We start from the raw sequence: 21,144 nt of genomic DNA on the forward strand, positions 1-21,144 counted from the left end.
CTCCAGCGAATGCAAGGGCGCCCGCAACCGCGGCAAAGCGGCAGTGCGGGCGCCCTCTGCTGCGCGGTGGCCGACGGAGCCGGCCGGTGGGCGGCAGTGACTCTCAGAAGCCGCCACCGCCGAAATCACCACCCCCACCGAACCCTCCGCCGTCTCCCCCGCCGCCGAAATCGGACGCGTCGAAGTCGGAGCCGGAGTAGTCGCCGCCCGCATAGTCGCCACCGCCGAAGTCGCCGCCGCCGTAGTCCGCCGCGTAGGCCGGGGACGAGAGCATCGAGCCGAGCAGGGTGCCGACCAGCAGGCCGGGAAGGATGCCGCCGCCGAAGTAGCCGCCTGCCCAGGGGCCGTATGCCGGGCCCGCCTCCCAGTACGGGCGGCGGCGGCCGTCGCCGGTGTCGACCGTGCGGCTCAGCGGGTCCTCGCCGTCGCGCAGCCGGATCTCGTCCGCGCCGCAGACCGGGACCTCACGGGGCGCGCCGCCGGACGGGGTCCACATCGCGTCGGCCACCGAAGGGCCGTGGCGGGGGTCGAAGAAGCACGGGGGGCGGCGGTCCGGGAGAGGGCGGCCGGTGCGTCGGGCCTCCAGGACGGCCAGGGAGAAGCGGCCGTCCTCCAGAGCCCGGGTGACCCCGCGCACGTCGGAGGGGTGCTGGGCTTTCTCCATGGCCGACTTGGCGCTCTCGTACGAGTCGAGTGCCCGCTCGTAGTCCGCGCGCATCGCGTCGTCGGCGCCCGCCTCCGCCGGGTGGAAGTCGAGGCGGTCGAGGGTCTCGCCGTATGCGGTGATGTCCTCGTCCACGACGATCCGGAGCTTGTCGAGCGCCGCCCGTTCCTCCTCCGCCTTGCGGCGGCGGTTGCGGCGGACCATCGTGTACGCGGCCCCGCCGCCGATCACGGCGATCGCGCCGACGGCGATCAGTGCCGTCACGCCGGAGCCCGTCCCGGTCGAACCACCGCTCCAGGAGGCGGGGGCGTGGCCGCGCGCCTGGGCGACGGCCTGGTCGACGAAGGCGGTGAGCTGGGTCGCGGCGTCGGCATTCGTGCCGGGGGCCTGCAGCGCCGCGGAGAGATTCTGGCGGGCCGCGACGGACATGACCGACCGGTCCGCGCCCAGCTTGAACGTGTCGCCGAGGCGGATTCCGTAGACGCCGGTGATCCCGGTGTCGTTGCGCAGTGTCCGCAACACCGTGGCCTCGGGGAACGCTGAGGTCCGCGGCAGCACCGCCACGAAGACCGGCTTGTCGGCGTCCTTGATCTTCTTGGCCAGGGCGTCGGCCTGGCCGGCGGACAGCTGGTCCGCAGCTGCCGGATCGACGTACACCGGTCCCTGACGGAGGGCCTGGGCCACGTCGTTGATCGTCGTGGCGTTCTGCGCGCTCAGGGCCATGGCCGGCACGGCTGCCGACAGAATCAGCAGCAGGCCGGCCAGCAGGGTGAGGAACATCCTGTTCCGCATATATCGAAGCTAACCCAGGTGGGCGACAATTGCTCCGCCCGCCCGGGTGGGCCCGGTTTCCGCTGAACTCCCCAAGGGCGCATGGGCGCGAGCGTCGGCCGCGGCCCTCGCGAATCCCCCCGCCGCAGCGATCGTGCGGTCGTCCGCCACCTCGTACCGACAGGGCCCAGGACCGTTCAGCGGGGCAACAGAGTGCCCACCTCGGCCTCGAAGAGCAACTCCGGGTCCAGGTCCATTCCGGCGAAGTGGCCGGCCAGCTCCAGGGAGAGCAGGCCATGGAGGCGACTCCAGAAGGCCAGGGCGCGGCGCAGGGTCGCGGGTTGAGCGGTCGGGTGGCCGGCGGCCCAGGCGCGGTGGCCCTCCAAATACGCGTCCAAGGCGGCTTGCTCGCCTGTCGGGGATTCCTCCGGACCGGCAGCGATGCAGGCGTCGAGCAGCGTCGACATGATCTCCGACGCGATCGCGGTGACGTCCTGCGGTGCCTCGTAACCGGGCGCCGGGGTGCCGTAGATGAGGAAGTAGCGGTGTGGGTCCTCCAGGGCCCAGCGGCGCAGTACCTGCGCCAGGCCGGAGAGGTCGAGGCCGGCAGCGCCTCGGAACGTGTCGGCGAGGCTGCGGTACGCGTCCTTGATGAGTTCGGTGATCAGCTCGTCCCGGCCGGCGAAGTACCGGTACAGAGCCGGTCCGCTCATGCCCATCTGCTTGGCGATCGCGTTCAGGGAGAGCGCTGACGCGCCCACGCCGGCGATCTGCTCCCAGGCCCGCTCCTTGACCTCCGCGCGTACCTGCTGCCGATACCGCTCTCGGGGGGTCGCCGTACTCCCGGTCATGAGCGCCACCTCTCACTTCCTTCTCGTCACCGCATCACCCAGATGGTTAGAAGTTATCACTTACGGCACACCTCATCACGATCGAACGAACCACACGCTTGACACGGACCAGAGAAGAACTCACTCTAGTTATAGGTCCTAACAGAAGCGAGAAGTTAAAACACAATGGAGGTCGTGATGAGCACCGTCGAGCGCGTCGAGGTCGTCCTGCCGGGCAAGGTCGAGCCGGAGGGGCTGGAGATCCGCTACGGGCAGCCGGTACCCACCCCGGCCGCGGGACAGGTCCTGATCCGCATGCAGGCGACCGGAGTGTCCTTCGCCGAGCAGCAGATGCGCCGCGGCCGGTACTACGACCAGCCGCCGTTCCCCTTCGTCCCCGGATACGACCTGGTAGGCAGCGTGCTCGCCGTCGGCGAAGGCGTCGGCCCGGACCTGCTCGGCAAGCAGGTGGCCGCCCTGACCAAGACCGGCAGCTGGGCCAGCCACGTGGTGCTCGACGCCGCCGACGTGGTCGAGGTGCCTGCCGGTCTGGGCGCCGCGGAGGCCGAGACCGCGGTCGTCAACGGCATCACCGCCTGGCAGATGCTCCACCGCAAGGCGCGCGTACGCGCCGGACAGACCGTCCTCGTCCACGGGGCCAACGGCGGAGTCGGGTCGATACTCATCCAGCTGGCGCTCGGCGCCGGCGTCCGGGTCATCGGCACCGCCTCCGCCCGCCACCACCCCGCGCTGCGCGCTCTCGGTGTGTCCCCCGTCGACTACCGGGGCGGCGACGTCCCTGCTCGTGTCCGGGAGCTCGCCCCCGAAGGAGTGGACGCCGTGTTCGACCACGTCGGCGGCCGCAGCGTCATCGACTCCTGGCAGCTGCTCGCCCCCGGCGGCACCCTCGTCTCCTACGGCAGCGCCGCCACCCGCGACGACGAGGGATCGGGGCAATGGCCCGTACTCAAGCTCCTGGGCCGGGTGTGGCTGTGGAACTGGCTGCCCAACGGCCGCCGCGCATATTTCTTCAACGTCTGGGCCGGCCGCGCCTTCTCCAAGAACCGCTTCCGGTCCCGGCTGCGCACCGACCTCACCCAGGTGTTCACGGCTCTGCAGCGCGGCGAGATCACCGCCCGGGTCGCCGCCGAACTCCCCCTGGCCCGCGCCGGCGAAGCGCTGCGCCTGGCCGAGTCGGGCACGGTCGCCGGGAAGGTCGTCCTCGTCCCGTAACCCCTGTCCGCCACCACCCGACCACCCCCTCACCGCGCACAAGGAGTACCACCATGCTCGTCCCCCTTCTCGCCAAGGCCGTTGCCCTGCCCGTCGCATTCACGATCGGCATGTCGGGCGGCTCCCACCTCCCCGTGGAGATCGACCACCGGGCCCCCGTCATCACCCGTGACGACATCGTCATCCACGCGCCGCTGAACAGGATCTGGAAGATCCAGACCGACGTCGAGGCCTGGCCGACCTGGCAGCCCGATGTCACCGAGGCGGTCGAGCTGACCCCCGGCCCGCTGCGGGCCGGCTCCGTCTTCCGCTGGTCGGTGCACGGCCTGAGCGACATCGACTCGACCGTCAAGCAGGTCTCACCGCAACGCCGTATCGCGTGGGGCGGGCCGGCACAGGGCATCACCGCGGTCCACGTGTGGACCTTCACCCCGCGCCCGGACGGCGTGCACGTCCACACCGAGGAGTCCTGGGCCGGAGCGCCGGTCGAGGCCGATGTCCCCGCACTCCAGGCGGCATTGGATGCCTCACTGGACGCCTGGCTCCACAACCTGAAGGCAGAGGCCGAGAACTGACCGCGCGGAGCGGGGTCCCGACCGCCCGGGCACCGGCGTGAGTCCACGGGCAAGGGCGGGCCTTTCAGGGTCTCTGTGACCCTGAAAGGCCCGCCCAACTCCTGTGCGCCTCAGGCGGCCCGGTACGCCGCCTTCAGCTTGGCCAGCGCCCCGGTCAGATCTCCGGTGAGCAGCAGATGGTCCGCGTCGGCGAACGGCTTGGACATCGCCGCGGTCGGCTTCCCGCCGGTCCTCTGCTGCACCAGCAGCCTGGCCTGGTCGACGATCGCCTTCCCCGCCGCGGTCCTGCCCAGCCCGGCCTTCTCCGCGACCTGCGCGGCGACCGTGAGCGCGGTGAGAGTCAGTTCGCCGCCGGTCGGAGCCTTCTTCAGCGTGGTCAGTCCCCAGCCGTAGGGGAACTGCGGGTCGTACGTCGCGTCGCCGACGTTGATCGGCAGCTGCGACTCGGACTTCGGCCAGGTGACCGGCAGCTGTCCGGTGAAGGCGCGCTTCCCGTACAGCACGTCCGCCACCCCGTCGCCCTCGGTGCCGGGCAGCCACGACGCGACGAGTGCGTCGATGTCGCCGAGCCGGTCGCCGATGAGCTGCGGGCGGCCGGACACGACCAGGACCGCGCACTTCATCGCGGCGCAGACCTTGTCGATCGCGGCCTTGTCGGCGGCGGTGAGCTCCAGGTCGTTGCCGTTGCCGACGTCGCCGATGCCTTCGGCGTACGGGGTCTCGCCGACGACCACGACTCCGACGTCGTAGCCGTCCGTGGAGGCGGAGGCGTCCTTGGAGTACGTGGCCGAGGCTGCGTCCTTCTTGATGCCGTCCAGAATCGTCGTGCCCGTGGTGATCTTTCCGGACGAGCCCTGCCAGCTGACGGTCCAGCCGCCGGCCTGGTTGCCGATGTCGTCGGCGTTGGATCCGGCGACGTACACCTTCTGGGAGGCCTTGAGCGGCAGCACCGCACCGTCGTTCTTCAGCAGGACCTGCGACTTGGCCACCGCCTCACGGGCCACCGCACGATGGGCGGCCGAGCCGACCCGGCCGATGTTCGTGGTGTCCGCGTACGGCTTCTCGAAGAGACCGAGCTGGAACTTCTGGGTCAGGATGCGGGTCACCGCGTCGTCGATCCGGGCCCGGCTGATCCGGCCCGCGGTGACCTCGTCCTGAAGCGTCTTGGTGAAGTCCCGGTACGCCGTAGGGACCATGATCATGTCGAGTCCGGCGTTGATCGACGTACGGACGTCGCTCGCGTAGTCGCCGGGGATCTGGTCGATGGCCTGCCAGTCGCTGATGACGAAGCCCTTGAAGCCCATCCGGTCCTTGAGCACGCCGTTGATCATCTCGGCGTTGGCGTGCATCTTCACCGGGCCCTCGTCGTCGCCGAGGATGTCCAGCGAGGAGTACGACGGCATGACCGTGCCGACACCGCGCTTGACCGCCTCGTCGAACGGGGCGAGGTGGACCGCTTCGAGCTCCTTCCGGGTGACCTTCGTGACGCCCTGGTCGATGGTGTACGAACCGGTGGTGGACGACCCGAATTCCGTACCGCCGTCGCCGACGTAGTGCTTGGCGGTGGCCAGGACCTTGTCGTTGCGCTTCAGGTCCTTGCCGGACGCGCTGCCCTGCATGCCCTGGATGACCGTCTCCATGGACTCGACGAGTGCCGGGTCCTCACCGTACGACTCGTAGGAACGGCCCCAGCGCTCGTCGCGGGTCACACAGAGACAGGGCGCGAAGTCCCACGGGATGCCGGTCGCGCGGACCTCGCTCGCGGTGACCGCGCCGGTCGCCTCGGCGAGCTTCGGGTCGCGGCCGGCGCCGATGCCGATGTTGTGCGGCATGATCGTCGAGCCGATGACGTTGTTGTGCCCGTGCACCGCGTCCACGCCGTAGATCAGCGGGATCTGGAAGCGGGTCGCCTGCGCCCGGAGTTGGTAGGAGTCGACCATCTTCGCCCAGGCCTCGGACGTGTTCGGCGTGGGGACGGAGCCGCCGCCGGAGAGCAGCGAGCCGAGGTCGTACGTGGCGATGTCCCCCTGCGACTTCAGCGCGTTGCGCTCGGCCTGGGTCATCTGGCCGGCCTTCTCGGCGGGCGACATCCGGGACAGGAGGTCGGCGACGCGCTTCTTCACCGGGAGCTTCGGGTCGAGGTACGGGAGGCCGTGGGCGTCGATGACGACCTGCGGGTTCTCCTTCGGCGGCTTGGCTCCGGTCACGGTGAGTTCGAGCGGGATCGTCTCGGCGGACTCGGCGAGGCCGTCCTTCTTGGTGGCGACCGAGATCCGGTGCGAGGTCCCGGACGCGGTGCCGGCCGGGAAGGTGTACGTGCCGCTGACCGGCGTGTAGTCCGTGCCGGCCTCGGCGCTGCCGCCCTTCGTCTCGTACGCGACGGTGACGGGTTCCTCGATCGGTACGGAGCCGGTGGTGGCGACCGAGACATCGATGTCAGCGGTGCCGCCCTCCTTCACCGTGTGGACGGCCGCGTCCGTGACGACGCTCGCCTTCAGTGCGGCGTCCGCCTTCCCGTACAGCTCCACGCCGTCCATGGCGAACGAGCCGGGGGCGCCGGTCGGCAGTGTGACGGCGTAGCCCCACATCTGGTCCAGGCCGAGGACCTGGTCGATGCCGCCGACGGGCTGGTAGTCGGTGCGGTACACGAAGTCGGTGAACGGGATCTCGACCTGGTGCCAGCCCTCCCAGTCGTCGGTGAACGACGTGGTCCACAGCTCGGAGGCCTCGCCGTTGGCGCCGCCGTCCTTGATCTCGAAGTTGATCCTCTTGCCCGAACCGGGCGGCAGCGGCGCGGTGTTCTGCCCGTACCACCAGAAGCGGATGCCCTTGTGGGCCGACCAGTCGTGGGCGGGCTGGTCGGCGGCGAAGTCGTGGCTGAGTCCGCCGTAACCGCTGATGTCGTAGGTGCCTTCGAGGACCTTGGCGCCCTCGGGGGCGTCGGCGCGGTCCTTGAGGGCCAGGGTGGGCGGGTCGTCGGAGTCGCCGCCCCAGGTGAAGATGCCGTCGGCGGGCTGGTTGGCGAACGGGACCTCGCCCTCGAAGCGGTCGACGAGGACAGGTGCCGGGTCGTCCGCCGTCGCCGCGGTGGCGCTCGGGACGGCTCCGGCGAGCAGGCCGGCCAGGACGGTGACGGCGGCGAGCGCCGCTGTCGTCGGTCTGGCCCGGTACCGGCTGTGCCGGCGGGTGCGTGATGGCATTGCGGCTCCTTCGGACACGAATCTTCTGTCGCAGCGGTGCGGGGGGCTTATGCGTCCCGGGTGAGACGGATGGTGTCGCGGTACCACTCGGCGCTGTCCTTGAGCGTCCGCTCCTGCGTGTCGTAGTCGACGCGGACGATGCCGAACCGCTTGTCGTAGCCGTAGGACCACTCGAAGTTGTCCAGCAGCGACCAGGCGAAGTAGCCCCGGACATCGGCTCCTTCGGCGCGGGCGGCGGCCACGGCGGCGATGTGGTCGGCGAGGTAGGTGGTGCGGTCGGCGTCGTGGATCCGGCCGTCCTCGGAGACGGTGTCGTCGAAGGCGGCGCCGTTCTCGGTGATGACGGTCGGGATGCCGTAGTCCTTCTCCAGCCCCACCAGCAGGTCGGTGAGGGCAGTGGGGGTGATCTCCCAGTCCATGGCCGTACGCGGCAGATCGCGCTCCACGCCGCGGGTGACGGGCAGGCCGTCGGCGTCCAGCGGGGAGCCGTCCTCGGTGACGCCGGAGAAGAGCGTGCCGCGGTAGAAGTTGACGCCGAGGATGTCGATCGGGGTGGAGATGACCTCCAGGTCGCCGCCCTGGGCAGGGAGTTCGACGCCGCGCAGGGCGAGGTCGGCGACGACGTCCTCGGGGTAGGCGCCCTTGACCAGCGGGTCCAGGTAGAGGCGACGGCCGAGCCCGTCGGCGCGGCGGCAGGCCTCGGCGTCCTCGTGGCTGTCGGTCTCGGGTGTGGCGGTGCCGAGGTTGAGTGTGATGCCCAGTTCGAGCTCGTTGCCCCGGGCGGCGGCGGTCTCGCGGATGTACTGGGAGGCGAGCCCGTGGCCGAGGAGGAGGTGGTGGACGGCGTGGATCGCCTCGCCGAAGTTCGTACGGCCGGGGGCCTGGCTTCCGTACGCGTATCCGAGCATCGCGGAGCACCAGGGCTCGTTCAGCGTGGTCCAGTGCCTGACCCGGTCGCCGAGCGCGTCGTAGGCGAGGGCGGAATACTCGGCGAAGCGGTAGGCGGTGTCCCGGGCCGGCCAGCCGCCCGCGTCCTCCAGCTCCTGCGGCAGGTCCCAGTGGTAGAGCGTGATCCAGGGAGTGATGCCCTTCGACTCCAGCTCGTCGACCAGGCGCTTGTAGAAGTCGAGTCCCTTTGCGTTGGCCGGGCCGCGGCCGCCGGGCTGGATGCGCGGCCAGGCGAGCGAGAAGCGGTACGTGTCGACGCCCAGGTCCGCGATCAGCTGCACGTCCTCGGGCATCCGGTGGTAGTGGTCGCAGGCCACATCGCCGTTCTCACCGCGGACGACCATGCCCGGCACCCTGCAGTACGTGTCCCAGATCGACGGGGTTCTGCCGTCCTCGGCGGCCCCTCCCTCGATCTGGTACGCGGCGGTGGCAACGCCCCAGCGGAAGTCGGCGGGCAGACCGGTAACGGGCTCGGCTGCAATCTCGCGAGCGTATCCCTGGGGGATGACGAGGTTCATGGTTCTCCTGTGGTGTGCGTGGGGTCGCTACGAGCGGGGGGCGGCGGTGGCCGGCGTGGGCTGATGGAGCCAGCAGGCCACCGTGCGGGAGCCGTCCCCGTCCGGTCGGGCCAGGACCGGCACCTGGGTGGCGCACGGGTCGAGCGCCTTGCCGCAGCGGGGGTGGAAGGCGCAGCCCTCCGGCATCGCGGACAGATGCGGGGGCGAGCCGGGGATGCCGGTGAGTTCGCGGCGGGGGCCGTGCAGCGCCGGGAAGGAGTGCAGCAGTCCGTCGCTGTAGGGGTGGCGGGGGTCGCGGTAGATGTCGGAGGCACCGGCCGCCTCGACGATCCGGCCGCCGTACATGATGGCGATCCGGTCCGAGAACTCGATCAGCAGCGAGATGTCGTGGGTGATGAAGACGACGGAGAAGCCCAGCTCCTCGCGGAGCTTGACCAGTTGGCGCAGGATCTGGCGCTGCATGACGACGTCCAGGGCCGTCGTGGGCTCGTCCATGATGACGATCTCGGGCTCCAGGGCAAGCGCCATCGCGATCATCACGCGCTGGCGCATGCCACCGGAGAGCTGGTGCGGGTAGGCGGCTAGCCGGTCCGCGGAGATGCCGACGAGGGCCAGCAACTCCTTGGCGCGGGCGGTGCGTTCGGGCCGCTTCATCTCCGGGCGGTGCGCCTTGAGTACGTCGGTGAGCTGGCTGTGGACCGTGTGCACCGGGTTGAGCGAGTTCATCGCGCCCTGGAAGACGATCGACAGTTCCTGCCAGCGGAAGGCACGGAGTTCGGGCGCCGACAGGGTCAGCAGGTCGAGCGCTTCGCCGTCGCGCCGGTGGTAGTGGACCTCGCCGCCGGTGATCACACCGGGCGGGGAGAGCAGCCGGGTGACGGCGTACGCCAGGGTGGACTTGCCGGAGCCCGACTCGCCCGCCAGGCCGAGGACTTCGCCGCGGTGCAGGGTGAGGTCGATGTCGCGCAGCGCGTGCACGGCGGCGTCCCCGGTCCCGTAGTCCACGTTCAGGCCGCTGATGGTGAGGACGGGCTCGCTCATGAGCGGGTCTCCTTCTCCGTGGTGCCGGTGCGTGCCACGGGGGTGAAACCGACCCGCATCCGGACCTTCCTGGACGCGCCGGTCTCCGTACGCAGGCGGGGGTTGACGAACTCGTCGATGCCGAAGTTGATCAGGCCCAGCGACATGCCGAGCAGGGCGATGCAGAGCCCCGCCGGGACGAACCACCACCACGCGCCCTGCGCCAGCGCCTGGTTGGACTGCGCCCAGAACAGGACGGTCCCCCAGTTCCAGTCGGAGATGTCGGCAACGCCGATGAAGGCGAGGGTGATCTCGGAAAGGATCGCGAAGATCACCGTGCCCACGAAGCCGGAGGCGATGACGGCCGTCAGGTTCGGCAGGACCTCGAAGAGGATGATCCGCCAGGTGGACTCGCCGGTGGCGCGGGCCGCTTCGACGTAGTCCCGGCGCCGCAGCGACAGCGTCTGGGCGCGCAGGACACGTGCGCCCCAGGCCCACGAGGTGAGCGCGATGACGCTGGCGATCAGGAGGTCACCGGCGTCGGAGACGAGACTGGCGATGATGATGATCAGCGGTAGTCCCGGGATGACCAGGAAGACGTTGGAGAGCACCGAGAGCAGCTCGTCGGCGGTGCCGCCGAGGAAGCCGGCGCTGACGCCGATCAGTACGGACAGGATCGTCGCGAAGATACCGGCGACGAAGCCGACGACCAGGACGCCGCGGGTGCCGACGAGGATCTGCGAGAGCACGTCCTGACCGGTCTGCGTGGTGCCGAACCAGTGTTCGCCGGACGGCGGTTGGAGCAGTTCGTTGCTCATGGTGTCGGGGTCGTAGGGGGCGATCCACGGCCCGATGACGGCGATCACGACGAAGAACAGCAGGATCCCGAGGCCGATGACAGTCTTGCGGCCGCGCAGGAAGCGGAAGCTGCGCTTGCTGGGCGTCGGGGGCTCGGTCGCGTCGAGTACGGCGACCTCGGCAGCGGTGACAGCCATGTCCTAGGCCTCCCTTCGGGTACGGGGGTCGAGGACCATGTAGATCACGTCGGCGAGGAGATTCGCCGCGAGGACGGAGAGAGTGATGATCAGGAAGATGCCCTGCATCAAGGGGTAGTCCTTGGCAGCCACGCCCTGGAAGAGCTGGTAGCCGATGCCCGGGTAGGTAAAGACCATCTCCACCAGCAGCGTGCCACTGACGATGAAGCCGAGGGAGAGGGCGAAGCCGGAGATGTTGGGCAGGATCGCGTTGCGTGCCGCGTAACCGAACATCACCCGGCGCTCGGAGAGCCCCTTGGCCTGGGCGACCATGACGTAGTCCTCGCTGGACACCGTCACCATCATGTTCCGCATGCCGAGGATCCAGCCGGCCACCGCGCTGAGCACGATCGTCAGGCCGGGCAGCACGGCGTGGTAGAGCGCGCTGGAGATGAACGGCCAGTCGAAGGCCGGCACCAGGGCGTTGTCGTACCCGAACGCTTCCGGGAAGAGCGACCACTTGTTGGCGAACAGCGCGATGGCGATCAGCCCCAGCCAGAAGTACGGAATGGCGGAGATGAACGTGGTGACGGGCAGCAGGCTGTCCATCCAGGAACCGCGCCGCCAGCCAGTGAAGACGCCGATGCCGGTACCGAGCGCGAAGCTGATCAGGGTGGTGACACCGACGAGCGCGAGCGTCCACGGCAGCGACTGGCCGATCACCTCGCTGACCGGCGTCGGGAAGAAGGTGAAGGAGAGCCCGAGGTCGCCGTCGAGCAGATGCGACCAGTAATCGGTGTACTGCTCCCAGAGCGACTGGTGCTTGTTCAGGCCGAAGAGCGCCGTGAGCGAGTTGATGGCGCTGGTGTCGAGCTGGCCCTGGAAGCGGGAGAGGAGGGCCTGGACCGGGTCGCCCGGCATCAGGCGCGGGATCAGAAAGTTGATGGTGATCGCAGCCCACGCGGTGACCAGGTAGAAGGCGAGCCGTTGCAGCAGGTATTTCACTTCGCAGCCTCCTTCTGGTGGTCGTCGGCGGCTTCCGCGGCGTCGGCGTACAGCCAGCAGGCCGCCCACTGGCCGTCCGCCAGGTCGAAACGCGGCGGCAGTTCGGTGCGGCAGCGCTCCAGCGCCTTGGGGCAGCGCGGGTGGAAGCGGCAGCCGGCCGACGGGGCGATCAGCGAAGGCGGTTCGCCGCTGCCTGCCTCTTCCTGCTCCTCCTCGGCGACCACCCGGTCCGGGTCGGGCGCCGAAGCGATGAGCAGCTGCGTATAGGGGTGGGCGGGGCGTTGGGTGACGGTCTCGCTGTCGCCGCCCTCGACAATCCGGCCCGCGTACATCACGAGCGTGGTGTCCGCGAAGTACCGGGCGGACGCGATGTCGTGGGTGATGTAGAGGATCGCCAGATGGAGGCGTTCCTTGAGGTCGCGCAGGAGATTGAGGACGCCGAGCCGGATGGAGACGTCGAGCATCGAGACGGGCTCGTCGGCGAGGAGGACCTTCGGGTCGGCACCGAGCGCACGGGCGATGGCGACGCGCTGGCGCTGGCCGCCGGAGAGCTCGTGCGGGAACTTGTCCAGATACTGCGCGGCAGGTGTCAGCTGCACCCGCTCCAGCAGCGCGGCGAGTTCGGTCCCGGTCGCCTCCCGCCCGTGGATCTTCAGTGACCGGGTGAGGTGGTAGCGCACGGTGTGCACCGGGTTGAGCGAGGCGAACGGGTCCTGGAAGATCAGCTGGACCTGGCGAACGTAACTGCGGAAGGACCGGCCACGGCCTGCCTTCACCGCCTTGCCCTCCAGCTGGATCTCACCGTCGGTGAGCGGATACAGCTGGGAGAGCAGCCGGGCGACGGTGGATTTACCGGAGCCCGACTCCCCCACCAGCGCCGTGACGGTGGAGCGCCGCAGTTGCAGCGAGACATCGTCGACGGCGTGAACGGTGCGGCGATGGCGTGCGACGAGATCGCGGCCGGTGCGGCGGACGGGGAAGTGCTTGGTGACTCCGCGTGCTTCGAGCACGATGTCGTCGGTCTGATCGGTGGTGGTGGTCATGGCCGGTCCGTTTCCCCGTACTTACTTCTTGGCGGGCTTGAGCTTCAGCACGATCTGCAGCACGGAGGGCTGGGTGTGCTGCGGCGGGGCGTACGGGTCGGCCTCGGTGGGCCAGCCCACCCAGTTCTTCGTGGAGTACTCGGCTCCGATGGGGGCGGCGGCCGTCGGAATCATCGGCGCCTGTTCGACCATGATCTTCTGGAGCTTGTTCATGGCCTCGGTACGGGTGGCCTCATCGGTCGCGTTGGCGAAGTCCTTGAGCGCCTGGGTCGCCTCGGGGCTCTTGAAGCGGCCGAAGTTGCCCGTCTGGGAGGCCTTGCCGATGGGCTGGAGAATCGCGCCGTCCATGATGTTCTGGTACATGTCGTACGGGGTCGCACCGCTGTTGGTCCAGTGCAGGGTGGCGTCGAAGTTGCCGTTGGCGACGTCCGCGCCCCAGGCCTCGGCGGTCTGCGTCTTGACCTTCGCCTCGATGCCGAGCTCCTTGATGTTGTCCTTGATGATGGAGAGCCCGGTGATGTAGTCGTTCCAGCCGGCCGGGTCGGTGAGCGTGAGCTTCACCGGCTTGCCGCTCGGGTCCTTCAGCACGCCGCCGGCGAGCTTGAACCCGGCGTCGTCGAGGACCTTCTTGGCACCGGCCACATCGGGCGCGGTCGTGGCGCTCTTGTACTCGGGCGCCAGGAACGAGTCACCGGCGGGCAGCGGGATGCCGGTCGGGTTGGTGATCTCCGGGTAGAGCGTCGCCTCGGCCTGGGTGTAGATCGCCTTGCGGTCGACGACCATCGCCATGGCCTTGCGCAGGGCCGGGTTGTCGAACGGCTTGCGGGCGGTGTTGAACCACAGTCCGTGGATGCCGAGCCCGGAGGGGAACCACAGCTTGTGGTTCTTGGGGTCCTTGTTGATGAACAGCTGCTTGTAGTTCGGCATGAAGACGAACGACCACTCGAGCTTGCCGCTCGCCAGCGCCGTGGTCGCCGCGCTGTTGTCGTTGTACGCGCTGTACCGCAGCTCCTTGACCTTCGTCGCGCCCTTCCAGTACGTGGGCGTGGCGGTCAGCGTGGTGGTCTGCGGGGTGAACGTCTTGAGCTTGTACGGGCCGGAGCCGATCGGGTTCCGGTTGGGCCAGGTCTCCGGGTCCTTGACGCCTTCCCAGATGTGCTTGGGAACGATGAAGGTCTGGATGATCTTGTTCTGGTTGACGTACTGGGAGTTCTTGAAGGTCAGGACGACCTTCTTGCCCTCGACGGCCACCCCGTCGAAGGGGATGCCGTTCCAGTTGAGCGCCGAGTGCGTCTTCAGCAGGTTGAAGGTGTAGGCGACGTCATCGGCGGTCAGCGGCTTGCCGTCGGCCCACTTCGCCTTGGGGTCGAGGCTGAAGGTGACCTTGGTGAAGTTGTTCTCCCACGTCCAGTCGGTCGCCAGCCACGGCTCCGCCTTGTCCGCAGGCTTGATCTGGTTCGTCATCGCCAGCGGCTCGTAGATCATGTAGCGGTAGCCGAGCGTGGCACCCGCCGAGGTGTTGAGGAACGGGTTGCTGTTGTTCGTCTGCGGTCCGTCCGGCTTGCCCAGGGTCAGCACGCCGGAGGCGGCGCCACCCCCTTTGTTGGCACCCGAGTTGGCGGACGAACAACCGGCGGCGAGAGCGACCACGACGGTGGCGAGTGAGAGCGCTCTCAGTGTGTGACGACGGCGTACGGACATGGCGACTCCAGAAGGGACTGCGGGTCTGGGAGATCCGGGATACGGCGGGTGGGCAGCGCTCGGCACGCCGCGGGTACGGGCAGTGCGGAGTGGTGCGGTGCTGTGCGGCGCGCGGTGGTGCTGGTGACGCGGTGCGGTGCTCGGTGGTGCGGAGGCGCGCGGGGAGGCGCGGAGGCGATACGGGGGTGCGGGCGGCCGGAAAGGGATCCCGGCCGGACCGCTACGGCGCCGAGTGGCGCACGACCAGTTCGGTGGGCAGCACGACCGGTTCGTCCGGAACGGCGGTGCCACCCAGATGGGAGAGGAGCAACCGCGCCGCCGTCTCACCCATCTGCCGAGTGGGCTGGCGCACGGTGGTCAGCGGCGGTTCGGTGTGCTCGGCCATCGGGATGTCGTCGAAGCCGACCACCGCGATGTCGTCGGGCACGGACCGTCCGGCCGCGCGCAACGCCCGCAGCACGCCTGCCGCACTGATGTCGTTGTGCGCGAAGACCGAGTCGAACTCCACGCCGTCTGCCAGGAGTTGCTCCACGGCCTGGCGGCCGCACCGTTCGGTGAAGTCCCCCTGGACGACGAGATCGGTGGGCAGAACCGTACGGAATCCGTCCAGCCGGTCGCGCACGCAGCCGAAGTGCTGGGGGCCTGTGAGGACCAGGGGCCTGGTGCGTCCCGCGGCCAGCAGATGGCGGGCAGCGGACGCGCCTCCTTCGCGGTTGGTGGTCACGACGGAGGCGAACTCGGGGTGGTGGCCGCGGTCGTCGATCAGCACGATCGGCAGACCACCGCGGTGCAGTGCGGTGAGGTGATCGAGGGTGTTCTCGGGTTCGACGACGACGAGTCCGTCGAAGGCGCGCGCCGACACCTGACTGGTGAAGCGCTCCACCGATTCCGCACCCCGGTTGCAGGTGAAGAGCAGCAGCCCGTAGTCGGCCGCTTCGACGGTGTCGACGACACCCTGGAGCACTTCGCCCATCCACGGCCAGGTGAGCGAGGGCACCAGCATGCCGACCGTACGGCTGCTTCCGCGGGCCAGTCCGACGGCGCCCGAGCTGGGTACGTAACCCAGCTGTGCGATCACTTCACGAACGCGGGCGGCCGTGGAACCGTCCACTTCGCCCTTGGTGTTGATGACCCGGGACACGGTCGTCTTGCTGACGCCGGCCTCGCGGGCGACATCGGCGATGGTGACTCGCATCGGGGGCCTCCAGGGCAAGGCATGACAGGGAACTGAAACCGGTACCGCAACCGGTTCCGGAACCGGTACCGGCGTTGCGGCGTGAGTTAACCCCGCTGGAACAGTGCCGTCAATACTTCACGTCGACATTGGTCCGTACCCATCTCCCCAGCAGGCAGGACGTGTTGTGCGTTCAAGTTGTGAACGCACGCCCCCTTGACGCAAGTCGATAACAGCAGTTCACTCACGCCTCGATCGACGGCAACTCCCCCACAGTCCCTGCCGAGAAAGGCAGCAGCCCATGATCAGATCAAGCAGAGCGGCTCGGGCGCTGGTCGCCGCAGTGCTCGCGACCGCGGGTCTCAGCGGGCTCTCGTCCGGTACGGCGCAGGCCGCCGGTGAGACCGTGAACATCGCGCTGACCACGACGGACGACGCCGGTGGCCGGCATGTCACCCGCGGACTGGAGGCACAGACCCCGGTCGCCTTCGGCTCCGGTAACGGTGGCAGCGGTACGAACATCACGGTCGACGAGAACACCCGCTACCAGACGTTCACGGGCGGCGGCGCCTCGTTCACCGACACGGCCGCGTACTTGATGAAGAGCAGCGGGGCGCTCAGCCAGGCGACCCGCGACGCGACGATGAGGAAGCTCTTCTCCCCCACCGAGGGCATCGGGCTCTCGTTCGTACGCAATCCGATGGGCGGATCGGACCTCGCCAGAACCGGCTACACGTACGACGACGTACCGTCCGGCCAGACCGACCCCTCGCTGGCGAAATTCTCGATCGCACACGATCTGGAGGACGTGCTCCCGCTGACCAAGCAGGCCAAACAGCTCAACCCGGCGCTGACGACGGTCGCGTCGCCGTGGACCGCGCCGGCCTGGATGAAGGACAGCGGCCAGCTGAACGGCGGCTGGCTGAAGGCGGAGAACTACGGCGCCTACGCCAACTACTTCGTGAAGTACCTCCAGGCGTACAGGGACCAGGGCATTCCGGTCGACTACGTCACCGTGCAGAACGAACCGACCTGCTGTTCCGGCTATCCGTCGATGAGCTGGAACGGCTCGGGGCTCGCCTACTTCACCAAGAGCGAGCTGCTGCCCAAACTTCAGTCCGCGGGGCTCGCCACCAAGGCCCTCGCCCACGATTGGAACTGGGACACCTACGACGCCTACGCGGCGGCCACGGTGGACGACCCGACGGTGCGCAACCACCCGAACTTCGGCGGGGTCGCGTGGCACGGCTACGGCGGTGACGTCACCAAGCAGACCACCGTGCACAACCGGTACCCGACGATGGACGCCTTCCAGACCGAGCATTCGGGCGGCACCTCGATCGCCGACCAGCAGCGCGAGGACATGCTCAACATCGTCGACTACACCCGCAACTGGGCGAAGTCGGTGACCAAGTGGTCCCTGGCCGTGGACCAGAACCGCGGCCCGCACAACGGCGGCTGCGGCACCTGCGACGGGCTGATCACCGTGCACAACGGGGACAGCAGGAGCGGGCAGGTCGACTACACCATCGAGTACTACACGATGGGTCATCTGACGAAGTTCGTCCGGCCCGGCGCCCAGCGGGTCGCCTCGACCGCCAGCTCCACGGTGCCGAATGTGGCCTGGCGCAACCCGGACGGTTCGAAGGCGCTGATCGCCTACAACGGCGGCACGTCGGCGCAGCAGGTGACCGTCAACTGGGGCGGCCAGAAGTTCACCTACTCGCTGCCGGGCCGCACCTCGGCGACGTTCACCTGGTCCGGCAACCCGTCCGGCTCCACCGGTACCTCCGGCGTCTTCTCGGGCCCCGCGGGCAAGTGCCTGGACGTCGCGGGCGGCAGCAGCACCGACGGGACGGCCGTCCAGCTCTATGACTGCAATGGCTCGGCGGCCCAGCGCTGGACGGTCGCAGCGGACGGTTCCATCCAGGCGTTGGGTTCCTGCCTGGATGTGACGTCTGCGTCGACGGCCAATGGAGCGAAGGTCCAGCTGTACACCTGCAACGGTTCGTCGGCGCAGCGCTGGACGTACAACTCCTCGACGGGTGACGTCGTCAACACGGCGGCGGACAAGTGCCTGGACATCACCGACCAGTCGACGGCGAACGGGGCGCGCGCCCAGATCTGGACGTGCACCGGAGCGGCCAATCAGAAGTGGCATCTCCAGTAAGTGAACGAACCGGTCCGGGGCGGGCCCACGGCGACCACGCCGTGGGCCCGCCCCGGACCGCCGTGCAGCCCGGTGGGACCGCCCCGGGCCCGGGAACTACTCCGTGGGCTCGACCCCGGCCCGCAGCAGACCGTAGGTGTACGCGTCCTCCAGCGCCTGCCAGGACGCGGCGATGACGTTCTCCGCGACGCCGACGGTCGCCCAGTCACCGGTGCCGTCGCCCGTGGTGATCAGCACGCGGGTGGTGGACTCGGTGCCCGTGCGGCCTTCCAGGATGCGGACCTTGTAGTCGACCAGCTCCAGCTTGGCGAGCTGTGGGTAGATCCGCTCCAGGCCGACGCGCAGCGCCCGGTCGAGGGCGTTGACCGGGCCGTTGCCCTCGGCGGTGGCGACGATCCGCTCGCCCTTCGCCCAGAGCTTCACGGTCGCCTCGTTGGCGTGCGTGCCGTCGGGTCGGTCCTCGACGATCGCTCGCCAGGACTCCGTACGGAAGTAGCGGCGTACCCGGCCCTCGGCCTCGGCGCGCAGCAGCAGCTCGAAGGAGGCGTCCGCGGCTTCGTACGTGTAGCCCCTGAGCTCACGCTCCTTGACCCGCTCCACGACCCGGCCGACGAGCTCGCGGTCGCCCCCGAGGTCGATGCCGAGCTCCTTGCCCTTGAGCTCGATGGAGGCGCGGCCCGCCATGTCGGAGACGAGCATCCGCATGGTGTTGCCGACGAGCGCCGGATCGATGTGCTGGTAGAGGTCGGGGTCGACCTTGATGGCGGAGGCGTGCAGTCCGGCCTTGTGGGCGAAGGCGGAAACACCCACATAGGGCTGGTGGGTGGAGGGTGTGAGGTTGACGACCTCGGCGATGGCGTGCGAGATACGGGTCATCTCGGCGAGTGCGCCCTCGGGGAGGACGCTCTTGCCGTACTTGAGTTCCAGGGCGGCGACGACGGGGAAGAGGTTGGCGTTGCCGACGCGCTCGCCGTACCCGTTGGCGGTGCACTGGACGTGCGTGGCGCCGGCGTCGACGGCGGCCAGGGTGTTGGCGACGGCGCAGCCGGTGTCGTCCTGGGCGTGGATGCCGAGCCGGGCGCCGGTGTCCGCGAGGACGGTGGAGACGACGGCCTGGACCTGGGCGGGGAGCATCCCGCCGTTGGTGTCGCAGAGGATGACGACGTCGGCGCCGGCCCCGTGGGCGGCCCGGACGACATCCTTGGCGTACTCGGGGTCGGCGCGGTAGCCGTCGAAGAAGTGCTCACAGTCGACGAAGACCCGGCGGCCCTGTTCGCGCAGGTAGGAGACGGTGTCGCGGACCATCTCCAGGTTCTCTTCGAGGGTGGTGCGCAGGGCGAGTTCCACATGCCGGTCGTGCGACTTGGCGACCAGTGTGATCACCGGGGCTCCGGACTCCAGCAGCGCCTTGACCTGGGGGTCCTCCGACGCCTTGGCTCCGGCCCTGCGGGTCGCGCCGAAGGCGACCAGCTCGGCGTTCTTGAACTCGATCTCCTGCTGGGCCCGGGCGAAGAACTCCGTGTCGCGGGGGTTGGCGCCGGGCCAGCCGCCCTCGATGAAGCCCACGCCGAAGTCGTCCAGGTGCCGGGCAATGGTCAGCTTGTCCGCGACCGTCAGGTTGATGCCTTCACGCTGTGCACCGTCGCGCAGTGTGGTGTCGAAGACATGGAAGCTGTCGTCGGTGGGCTTGGCCTTGGTGGTCATGCTGGTCTGACTCCTGTCGGATGAGTGGATCCGGACGAATGGGCTCCACTTGCCCCCATCATCCCGCGCGCGCATCGCCCCGGCCGAGGTGAGGGCCGGAAAACGAAAAAACCCCTCGCGGGTGCGAGAGGTCTGCGCGCGGGTCTGGGGCACGGTGCCGCTCCGTACGTGGTGGTACGAAACGGTCACTGCGGACCGGCGCGCCTGTTGCCAATAATCATGACGAACGAGGACACGGAGGCAGTCTCGCACAGCACTGCCCCCGTGCCGTCGGCCGTCTCAGGATGCGGGCGTGACGCTCGTCGCTCCGGCCGGCTCCGTCCGCCCGTCCCGGGGAGCCACCGTGCCGACCCGGCCCAGGTCGATGTCGCGGGTCTCGCGCATCGTCAGGTAGACGACCAGGGAGACCGCGGCGCAGCCCGCCACGTACCAGTAGAAGCCGGACTCCATGCCGGCCTTCTTGAACCAGAGCGCCACGTATTCGGCGGTGCCGCCGAAGAGGGCGTTGGCGAGGGCGTACGGGAGGGCGACGCCCAGCGCGCGGATGCCGGTCGGGAAGAGCTCGGCCTTCACGCAGGCGTTGATCGAGGTGTAGCCCGTGACCACGACCAGGGCGAGCAGCGCCAGGCCGAACGCGGGCCAGAAGGTGCCCGCGTCCTTCAGCATGGTCATGATCGGCACGGTCAGGAAGGTCGAGCCGACCGCGAATGTGATCAGCAGCGGGCGGCGGCCGATCCGGTCGGACAGCATGCCCGCGAGCGGCTGGATGCACATGAAGACGAACAGGGCGCAGAAGCTGACGAGCGAGGCCGTGGACTTCTCCATGCCCGCGCTCTTCGAGAGGAACTTGGTGAGGTAGGTCGTGTACGTGTAGTACGCGACGGTCCCGCCCATGGTCAGCGCCATCACCAGGAACGCCTCGCGCTTGTGCTGCCACAGCGCCTTGAGCGTGCCGCGGTCCTCCTGGTCGGCGGCGCCCGACTCCGCGTACACCTCGGTCTCCAGCATGGAGCGGCGCAGATAGAAGACGACGGCCGCGCCGAACGCCCCGACGATGAACGGGATGCGCCAGCCCCAACTGTGCAGGGCGGCGTCGGACATCGTGCGCTGCAGGACGATCTGGAGACCGAGGCCGACGAGCTGCCCGGCGGTCATGGACACGTACTGGAAGCTGGAGGCGAAGCCGCGCCGGCGGGGTGCGGACGCCTCGGTGAGGTACGTGGCGCTGGCGGCGTACTCGCCGCCGACGGAGAGGCCCTGGAGCAGCCGGGCCACGAGCAGGACGGCGACGCCGCCGTAGCCCGCCACGGCGTACGTCGGTGCGACGGCGATGAGGATCGCCGAGGCCGACATGAGGGTGACGGTGAGCGTCAGCGCGGCCTTGCGCCCTCTGCGGTCACCGATCCGGCCGAGCATCCAGCCGCCGACCGGCCGCATGAAGAAGCCGACGGCGAAGATGCCCATGGTGTTCATGAGATTGGCGGTCTCATTGCCTTCGGGGAAGAACGAGTCCGCGAAATACACCGCGAAGGTCGCGTACACGAACCAGTCGAACCACTCGACCATGTTGCCGGCGGAGCCGACCCAGATTTTCTTCCATTGCTCTCGTCCCAT

15 protein-coding genes are annotated in these 21,144 nt (G+C 69.1%); 3 read left to right on the forward strand and 12 right to left on the reverse strand.

All coding sequences use genetic code 11. The features are described 5' to 3' along the window. Positions 1 to 103: 103 nt before the first annotated feature. Both OG395_RS20015 and OG395_RS20020 read right to left on the reverse strand, forming a co-directional pair. A complete protein-coding gene (locus OG395_RS20015; protein ID WP_327244175.1) occupies positions 104 to 1,456 on the reverse strand; it encodes a hypothetical protein in 1,353 nt (450 codons plus the stop codon). 176 nt (positions 1,457 to 1,632) lie between these two features. Further along, complete coding sequence (locus OG395_RS20020; RefSeq protein WP_327244176.1) at positions 1,633 to 2,286, reverse strand: TetR/AcrR family transcriptional regulator; 654 nt, start codon at positions 2,284 to 2,286, stop codon at positions 1,633 to 1,635. Positions 2,287 to 2,463: 177 nt separating this feature from the next. Here OG395_RS20020 and OG395_RS20025 point away from each other — a divergent pair, with 177 nt between their 5' ends. Further along, entirely contained in the window at positions 2,464 to 3,498 is a 1,035-nt protein-coding gene (locus tag OG395_RS20025; RefSeq protein ID WP_376339850.1) for a medium chain dehydrogenase/reductase family protein, read from the forward strand. 53 nt (positions 3,499 to 3,551) lie between these two features. After that, the gene (locus OG395_RS20030) at positions 3,552 to 4,073 is read left to right on the forward strand and encodes an SRPBCC family protein (RefSeq protein WP_327244178.1); all 522 of its coding nucleotides are present in this window, start codon (positions 3,552 to 3,554) and stop codon (positions 4,071 to 4,073) included. Between the two features lie 110 nt (positions 4,074 to 4,183). On the opposite strand, the gene OG395_RS20035 is transcribed toward OG395_RS20030, so the two are convergent. The 8 genes from OG395_RS20035 to OG395_RS20070 all read right to left on the reverse strand — a co-directional run bounded on the left by OG395_RS20035 (position 4,184) and on the right by OG395_RS20070 (position 15,677). After that, a complete protein-coding gene (locus tag OG395_RS20035; protein ID WP_327244179.1) occupies positions 4,184 to 7,273 on the reverse strand; it encodes a glycoside hydrolase family 3 protein in 3,090 nt (1,029 codons plus the stop codon). 47 nt (positions 7,274 to 7,320) lie between these two features. After that, the gene (locus OG395_RS20040; protein ID WP_327244180.1) at positions 7,321 to 8,739 is read right to left on the reverse strand and encodes a GH1 family beta-glucosidase; all 1,419 of its coding nucleotides are present in this window, start codon (positions 8,737 to 8,739) and stop codon (positions 7,321 to 7,323) included. A 27-nt stretch (positions 8,740 to 8,766) separates the two neighbouring features. Further along, the gene (locus OG395_RS20045) at positions 8,767 to 9,780 is read right to left on the reverse strand and encodes an ABC transporter ATP-binding protein (protein WP_327244181.1); all 1,014 of its coding nucleotides are present in this window, start codon (positions 9,778 to 9,780) and stop codon (positions 8,767 to 8,769) included. Beyond that, complete coding sequence (locus OG395_RS20050; protein WP_327244182.1) at positions 9,777 to 10,754, reverse strand: ABC transporter permease; 978 nt, start codon at positions 10,752 to 10,754, stop codon at positions 9,777 to 9,779. Before OG395_RS20050 ends, OG395_RS20045 begins: the two co-directional genes overlap by 4 nt. 3 nt (positions 10,755 to 10,757) lie before the next feature. Then, entirely contained in the window at positions 10,758 to 11,738 is a 981-nt protein-coding gene (locus tag OG395_RS20055) for an ABC transporter permease (RefSeq protein WP_327244183.1), read from the reverse strand. Continuing rightward, on the reverse strand, positions 11,735 to 12,781 hold the full coding sequence (locus OG395_RS20060; protein WP_327244184.1) for an ABC transporter ATP-binding protein: 1,047 nt from the start codon (positions 12,779 to 12,781) through the stop codon (positions 11,735 to 11,737). The genes OG395_RS20055 and OG395_RS20060 overlap by 4 nt, the downstream gene beginning before the upstream one ends. A gap of 21 nt (positions 12,782 to 12,802) precedes the next feature. Continuing rightward, positions 12,803 to 14,482, reverse strand: coding sequence for an ABC transporter substrate-binding protein (locus tag OG395_RS20065; protein ID WP_327244185.1), 1,680 nt, complete (start codon positions 14,480 to 14,482; stop codon positions 12,803 to 12,805). A 220-nt stretch (positions 14,483 to 14,702) separates the two neighbouring features. Continuing rightward, positions 14,703 to 15,677 (reverse strand): LacI family DNA-binding transcriptional regulator, encoded by a 975-nt coding sequence (locus OG395_RS20070; RefSeq protein WP_327244186.1) that lies wholly within the window; start codon positions 15,675 to 15,677, stop codon positions 14,703 to 14,705. A gap of 280 nt (positions 15,678 to 15,957) precedes the next feature. Here OG395_RS20070 and OG395_RS20075 point away from each other — a divergent pair, with 280 nt between their 5' ends. Next, positions 15,958 to 17,826 (forward strand): lectin, encoded by a 1,869-nt coding sequence (locus OG395_RS20075; protein ID WP_327244187.1) that lies wholly within the window; start codon positions 15,958 to 15,960, stop codon positions 17,824 to 17,826. 96 nt (positions 17,827 to 17,922) lie between these two features. Here the strand turns inward: OG395_RS20075 and cimA are convergent, their stop codons facing one another. Both cimA and OG395_RS20085 read right to left on the reverse strand, forming a co-directional pair. After that, complete coding sequence (cimA, locus tag OG395_RS20080; RefSeq protein WP_327244188.1) at positions 17,923 to 19,530, reverse strand: citramalate synthase; 1,608 nt, start codon at positions 19,528 to 19,530, stop codon at positions 17,923 to 17,925. 279 nt (positions 19,531 to 19,809) lie between these two features. Then, positions 19,810 to 21,144, reverse strand: coding sequence for an MFS transporter (locus OG395_RS20085; RefSeq protein WP_327244189.1), 1,335 nt, complete (start codon positions 21,142 to 21,144; stop codon positions 19,810 to 19,812).

Origin of the sequence: Streptomyces sp. NBC_01320, assembly GCF_035974375.1 — a bacterium.
Taxonomy (GTDB): domain Bacteria; phylum Actinomycetota; class Actinomycetes; order Streptomycetales; family Streptomycetaceae; genus Streptomyces; species Streptomyces yanii.

Coding starts and splice junctions, on each gene's coding strand:
- OG395_RS20025 (WP_376339850.1), top strand. CDS start 2,464: ATGAGCACCGTCGAGCGCGTCGAGGTCGTCCTGCCGGGCAAGGTCGAG.
- OG395_RS20045 (WP_327244181.1), bottom strand. CDS start 9,780: ATGAGCGAGCCCGTCCTCACCATCAGCGGCCTGAACGTGGACTACGGG.
- OG395_RS20015 (WP_327244175.1), bottom strand. CDS start 1,456: ATGCGGAACAGGATGTTCCTCACCCTGCTGGCCGGCCTGCTGCTGATT.
- OG395_RS20020 (WP_327244176.1), bottom strand. CDS start 2,286: ATGACCGGGAGTACGGCGACCCCCCGAGAGCGGTATCGGCAGCAGGTA.
- OG395_RS20065 (WP_327244185.1), bottom strand. CDS start 14,482: ATGTCCGTACGCCGTCGTCACACACTGAGAGCGCTCTCACTCGCCACC.
- OG395_RS20085 (WP_327244189.1), bottom strand. CDS start 21,144: ATGGGACGAGAGCAATGGAAGAAAATCTGGGTCGGCTCCGCCGGCAAC.
- OG395_RS20035 (WP_327244179.1), bottom strand. CDS start 7,273: ATGCCATCACGCACCCGCCGGCACAGCCGGTACCGGGCCAGACCGACG.
- OG395_RS20030 (WP_327244178.1), top strand. CDS start 3,552: ATGCTCGTCCCCCTTCTCGCCAAGGCCGTTGCCCTGCCCGTCGCATTC.
- OG395_RS20070 (WP_327244186.1), bottom strand. CDS start 15,677: ATGCGAGTCACCATCGCCGATGTCGCCCGCGAGGCCGGCGTCAGCAAG.
- OG395_RS20060 (WP_327244184.1), bottom strand. CDS start 12,781: ATGACCACCACCACCGATCAGACCGACGACATCGTGCTCGAAGCACGC.
- OG395_RS20075 (WP_327244187.1), top strand. CDS start 15,958: ATGATCAGATCAAGCAGAGCGGCTCGGGCGCTGGTCGCCGCAGTGCTC.
- cimA (WP_327244188.1), bottom strand. CDS start 19,530: ATGACCACCAAGGCCAAGCCCACCGACGACAGCTTCCATGTCTTCGAC.
- OG395_RS20040 (WP_327244180.1), bottom strand. CDS start 8,739: ATGAACCTCGTCATCCCCCAGGGATACGCTCGCGAGATTGCAGCCGAG.
- OG395_RS20050 (WP_327244182.1), bottom strand. CDS start 10,754: ATGGCTGTCACCGCTGCCGAGGTCGCCGTACTCGACGCGACCGAGCCC.